Source organism: Thermophilibacter sp. (assembly GCF_966187215.1).
The window spans coordinates 1-4,605 of the sequence record NZ_CBIFYV010000062.1 but is presented as its reverse complement, the minus strand read 5'-3'; the positions used below and the strand labels follow the sequence as shown (position 1 = coordinate 4,605).

Below are 4,605 nucleotides of genomic sequence, written 5' to 3'. Positions count from 1 at the left end.
GGCGCACGGCTACGCCGTGTAGGACGTACAAGAAAATGTCCGCGGTCCCGATTATATGAATATGAAATCATTTTTTGCGGGTTGTTGAGGGACGCAACCGTTCGGGGGCGCGAGAAGGACGGGACGAGAGGGACGCGACGCGAGAAGCGCGGCGAGAAGCGCGCACCGTACACAAAAAAGGGCGCCCCGTGGGGCGCCCGTGCGGTTCTGGAGGCGAAGCCCGGATTCGAACCGGGGGTCAGGGCTTTGCAGGCCCGTGCCTTACCACTTGGCCACTTCGCCGTATGAAAAAGGCCGATCGAGACCGGCCGGGAACTCGTGGAGCGGGCTACGGGGTTCGAACCCGCGACCTCAACCTTGGCAAGGTTGCGCGCTACCAACTGCGCTAAGCCCGCAAGAGCAGAATTACTATACGGGCCGCGCCGCGCCCGCGCAAGCGAGGGCGTCAAAAAAGATGGAGGATTCGTGAATCGGCAGGTCAACGCCGCTGATATCTAGGCACGCGCCGCCGCGTGCGCGTCGAGCAGCTTGACGAGGTGCACCACCGTCCCCGCCCCCGCGCTCTTGCGCGAGATGCTCACCGCGTCGGCCAGAAGCCGCATGAGCCGGATGCCGCGCCCGCGCTCGGCGAGCGGCCCCGCCTCGGGCGGCTCCTCCCCCGCCGCGAGCTCGAAGCCCGGCCCGCAGTCGGTCACGTCCACCGCCACGCGGTCCGGGTAGGCGGCCACGGTCACGAGCACGCCGTCGCCGCAGGTGTGGTCGACGGCGTTGCCCAGGGCCTCGCCGCTCGCCAGCTTCATGTCGAAGACCTCGTCGGAGGTGAGCGACGTGCGCGCGAGCAGGCGCCCCACGCGCTCGCGCGCGTCCGCGAGCGTGGCGGCGTCGGCGCGGAAGGTCGTGCGCCACTGCGGCAGCGCGGCCGCGGGCAGCTCGTCCACGCTGCGGCGCGCGCCGCGCCGCTCGACCGGCATGAGGTCGAGCACGCGCAGGCGCAGCAGCGCCTGGTAGAGCTGGGCCGACACGTTGGAGAGCGAGAGCAGCCCGCCCAGCCCCCTCATGCGCCGCAGCTCGCTCAGGATGAGCCCCATCCCCGCGGAGTCAACGTAGGAGGCGTCGGCCATGTTGAGGAAGACGCGGCGGCACCCGTGCCCCACGAGCGCGTCGATCCGCCGGCGCACGGCGGGGACCGTCGTGACGTCGAGGTCCCCCTCAACGGGGACGATGGCTATGTTGACGCGCTCAGGCATGACGATGGTATTCCCCAAACGGGGCCGTCCCTATCCCGACGCGCCGCCCTTCTCGCCGTCCGGCGCCGTCGCGTCGGCGGGGCCCAGCTCGTCGAAGCGCAGCGCGACCATCGCCACGTCGTCCTCCAGCCGCGCGCCCGTGAAGTCATCGAGGTCGCCGAGCAGCCGCCCCACGAAGCCCTCGAAGGGCCGCCCGCCGGCAGACTCGCGCATCACCGCGTCGCGCAGGCCCTGCTCGCCGAAGAACGCGCCGCTCGGGTCGCGCGCCTCGGTGGTGCCGTCGGTGTAGAGCAGCAGCACGTCGCCGGGGGCCAGCGCCGCCTCGCCGTCCACGTAGGCGATGTCGTGGAAGGCGCCCACCACGCCCGACTGCACGTCGAGGATTGAGATCTCGTCGGCCCCGGCGCGCACCAGGATCGCGGGCGGATGTCCCGCCGAGCAGTAGCGGATCGTGCCCGCCGCCAGGTCGACGATGCCCACGAACAGCGTCGCGAAGGTCTCGAGCCGCGAGAAGCCCAGCAAAAACTCGTTGAGCGAGCGCACCATGCGCGCCGGCGCGAGGCCCTCCCAGGCGTAGGCGCCCAGCGCCGTCTTGACGGCCGCCGACACCGACGCCGCCTCCACGCCCTTGCCCGACACGTCGCCCATGATCACGCAGGCGCGCCGGTCGGGCAGGCGGATGAGGTCGTAGAAGTCGCCGCCCACCAGCGCCGAGGCCGTGGCAGAGGAGTAGACCGCCTCGGCCGTGATGCCGGGCACGTCTTGCAGCTCGTTGCGCATGCCGGTCTGGAGCGCCTGGGCGATGCGCTTGTCCTGCTCGCGCTCCTCCTCGCCGCGGGCGATGTCGCGCGCGTCGCCCGCGAGCCCCTCGAGGAACTCCAGCTCGATGTCGTCCAGGGGCTCGGCGCCGTCGGGGCGCAGCACGAGCGCTCGCCGCCGGGCCCCGCCCACCTCGCCGAGGTCCACGAGTGCCCCCACGCACGGCTCCCCCAGCCCCCGCAGCTCAGCGGCGAGCTCGGAGTCGGGCAGCACCGGCGCCACCGCCACGCCGCCACGCGCGCAGGGGGCCGCCAGCTCGTCGAGGTCGCAGGAGAGGTCGCGCGCGCCGCCGCGGGGCAGCTCGGCCACCACGAGCGCCTGGTGGTCGTTGTCGCGCACGGGCGCGAGCTCGGCCTCGAGCTCGGCGGCCGCGGTCGCGAGCACGTCGCCCAGGCGCCCCAAAGCGCCCGAGGCCGCGTCGGCCGTGGCGGCGTCGAGAAGCTCCTCGCGCAGGCGCGTGCCCACGTCCGCGAGGTGCTCCGCGTGGCGGGAGCGCAGCGCGGTGAAGGTGCCCTCGAGCTGCACCGAGAGATAGTGCGCCACGGCGTCGAGCAGCTGGGCGTCGTCCTTGGGCATCGGTCGCTGCCGGCGCCAGCCCACCTCGATGATCGAGATCACGCGCCCGCCGAACCACACGGGCACCGCCATGAAGCTCGTGAACGGCGGGACCAGGGCGCTTCTCACCTTGATCGTCTCGCCGGTCTCCTCGTTCGCCACGTCGCGCTCGGCGAGCCGGCCCTGGCGCAGCGCCTCGGTGCCCGGCGCGCACACCCGCAGCCGCACCGCGCTGCCGCCGCGCACCGCCACGCGCTCGATGCTGCGCCCGAAGGGCATGAAGCGCGCGACCTTCTCGTCGGCCAGGCCGCTCGAGAGGCCGCGCAGGTGGAAGCCGTCGGACTCGGCCAGGTAGACGATTGTGCCGTCCGCCTCCATGGTCTCGGTGATCTCCTCGAGCAGGCGGTCGAGAAGGGCCGGCAGGTCGTCGGCGTCGAGCGTGTCGAGCACGATGCGCAGCGTGCCCGAGAGGCGGTGGTTGGCGCGCACGAGGTCGTCCATGGCGCGGTCCTCCTCGCGCTCCCGGCGCGCGCCGGCGTCGACGGGCAGGGCCACGAGCAGGAAGGTCTCCCCCGGGGCGCGCACCGCCTCGCAGCGCACGCGCAGCGTGAGCGCGCGCCCGTCCGCGACCGCGCACGTCACCATGGCGACGGTGCCGTCGAGCGGGAACGGCAGCCGCGCGGCGTCAAAGGGGGCAGAGTCGTCCTCGTCGGCCGCGGGCGGGAAGACGAGCCGCACGTCGGTGCCCACCAGGATGCCGCCGCCGGCCATGAGCGCGCAGGCCTCGTCGTTGGCCAGAAGGATCCGTCCCGTGCCGTCAAAGACGAGCACGGCCTCCCCCGTGAGCTGCAGCAGGCGCGAGAGCGTGCCGGCCACGCTGCCCTCACCGATGCCGCCCACGTAGTGCGTGCTGAGCTCGTGGGCGTCCGCGCGACCGCTCACGCCTCGTCCGGCTCGTAGAGGTCGGCGCCGTCGAGCAGCTCGAGGCCCGTCTCGGCGAGCTTGACAGCAAGGGGCTCCCCCGAGACGTGGATCACGTCGACGGTGCGGCCCGCGAGGAAGCACGCGTAGGCGTAGTCCACGTTGAGGTCGCATGAGGCCAGGCGGTCGAGCAGCGAGCCGAGCGCGCCGGGGACGTCGGCGACCTCCACGGCCACCAGGGGCGTCGTCATGGCGTCGTAGCCGCGGCTGACGAGGCGCTCGGCGGTGGAGCGCGGGCGGTCGCAGATGAGGCGGACTATGCTGAAGTCCACGTTCTCGGCGATGGTCACGGCGTGGATTTGGACGCCCCACTCGCCGAGCAGGCGACACACCCCGGCGAGGCGACCGGGCCGGTTGGGCAGACAGACGGACAGCTGATCGATCATGGCTGGCTCCCTTCCCTCGACGCGTTGCCCCCATCATACGCCCCGCCCCGCGCGGGACGGGCGCGCGGGCGAATCCTGACGCGCTCCCGAAAAAGTGAGATTCACCCCTTGCGCCGCCGCGGCGGGTGGTGCATACTACTCCTTGCGCGAAAGCGCAGTGACAAGTCGGAGTGGCGGAATTGGCAGACGCGCTAGCTTGAGGTGCTAGTGACTGACTAAAAGGTCGTGCGGGTTCAAGTCCCGCCTCCGACACCACGAGAGCTACGGGCCCCGAAAGGGGCCCGTTTTCGTATGCGTTGATGTAGCGGGCGACGCGTCCTTCTCGCCCTCTCGCCGCACCCCCTGCCCCGCGCCCAACGCATGCCTCTGGCTCCCTCGCGCCCCACCGGCTCCCCCGCGCGTCTCGCGGGACAATAACGCGCAGAATCAAGCACAACTTTATATATCCGCAGGTCAATTTAACGCGCATGTCCGATTCTGCACGTTATTCGGTGCGGTCGGCAGCGGGGGGTCGAGCCGAGAAGCACCGCCGCGGACAAGAACGCGGGCCCGGGAGCCAATCGAATCCCGGGCCCGCGGCAAAGGGCTCGCGTCTGTCACGCAAGGTACCTACAGCT

General features: G+C 71.7%; 3 protein-coding genes and 3 tRNA genes. 1 reads left to right on the top strand and 5 read right to left on the bottom strand.

Annotation, left to right across the window (positions count from 1 at the left end):
- Positions 1-208 precede the first annotated feature (208 nt).
- The 5 genes from ACWTSU_RS05310 to ACWTSU_RS05290 form a co-directional block, all read right to left on the bottom strand.
- Positions 209-282 (bottom strand) — tRNA-Cys (locus ACWTSU_RS05310).
- A 37-nt stretch (positions 283-319) separates the two neighbouring features.
- Positions 320-395 (bottom strand) — tRNA-Gly (locus ACWTSU_RS05305).
- A gap of 99 nt (positions 396-494) precedes the next feature.
- Positions 495-1,247, bottom strand: a complete 753-nt coding sequence (locus tag ACWTSU_RS05300) for an ATP-binding protein (protein WP_455138838.1) — start codon at positions 1,245-1,247, stop codon at positions 495-497.
- A gap of 30 nt (positions 1,248-1,277) precedes the next feature.
- Complete coding sequence (locus ACWTSU_RS05295; RefSeq protein ID WP_455138837.1) at positions 1,278-3,563, bottom strand: SpoIIE family protein phosphatase; 2,286 nt, start codon at positions 3,561-3,563, stop codon at positions 1,278-1,280.
- A complete protein-coding gene (locus ACWTSU_RS05290) occupies positions 3,560-3,988 on the bottom strand; it encodes a hypothetical protein (protein ID WP_455138836.1) in 429 nt (142 codons plus the stop codon). Before ACWTSU_RS05290 ends, ACWTSU_RS05295 begins: the two co-directional genes overlap by 4 nt.
- Positions 3,989-4,152: 164 nt before the next feature.
- On the opposite strand from ACWTSU_RS05290, the gene ACWTSU_RS05285 reads away from it, so the two are divergent.
- Positions 4,153-4,243, top strand: a tRNA-Leu gene (locus ACWTSU_RS05285).
- The last annotated feature ends 362 nt before the right edge of the window (positions 4,244-4,605 follow it).